Below are 707 nucleotides of genomic sequence, written 5' to 3'. Positions count from 1 at the left end.
GAGAAATGGAGAAGATGAGAAAGAAGGAAGAAAAGAAAAAAAGAAGGAAGAAGAAAAAAAAAAAGGAAGAAAAAAGAGGCATAGAAGAAGAACAAAAAAGAAGAAAAAGGAAAAAGGAGAAAGAAGTGAAAAGAAAAAAAAAGAGGAAAAAGAAAGAAGAAGAAAGGAGAAAAGAGAAAAAACGGAAGGGAAAGAGAAAGAAGAAAAAAAAAAGAAAAAAAGAGAAAGAAAGAAGAAAAAAAGAGAAAGAAGAGAAAGAGAAAAAGAAAAAGAAAAGAAGGAGAGAAAAAAAAAGAAAAAAAGAAAAAGGAGAAGGAGGGAGAAGAGAGGGAAGAAGAAAAGGTGAAGAAAAAAGGGAAGGAGAAGAAGATGATGAGGAAAGAAAAAAGGAAAGAAAAGAAGTGGAAGGGAAAAAGGAAGGAGAAAAAGGGAAGGGAGGGAAAGAAAAAAAAGAGAAGAGACGAACAAGAAAGAAAAAAAGGAAAAAAGGCTAAGGAAGGGGATAGAAATAAGAGAGAAAAGTTGGTAGGGGGAAATGGAAAATAGAGAAGAGAGGTAAAAAGGAGTGAGATAAGGATAGAGAAAAAGAAAAAAAGAGGAAAAAAGGGAAAGAATTGGAAGGAACTACAAGAAAGAGGAAGATGATGGAGAAAAGAAAGGAAGGATCTGATTTCAAAGGAATATAATAATAAGAACACGTCGGATTG

1 protein-coding gene is annotated in these 707 nt (G+C 32.8%); it reads left to right on the top strand.

Features of this window, described 5'->3' with window-relative positions; translation table 11 throughout:
- Positions 1-494, top strand: a 494-nt coding sequence (locus tag DNK85_RS11610; RefSeq protein ID WP_208123172.1) for a hypothetical protein, incomplete at its 5' end; no start/stop codon positions are given.
- Between the last annotated feature and the right edge of the window lie 213 nt (positions 495-707).

It is taken from the genome of Cysteiniphilum halobium (genome assembly GCF_003574425.1).
In the GTDB taxonomy this organism is placed as follows: Bacteria; Pseudomonadota; Gammaproteobacteria; order Francisellales; family Francisellaceae; genus Caedibacter; species Caedibacter halobius.
This window is presented reverse-complemented; position numbering and strand designations above follow the sequence as displayed.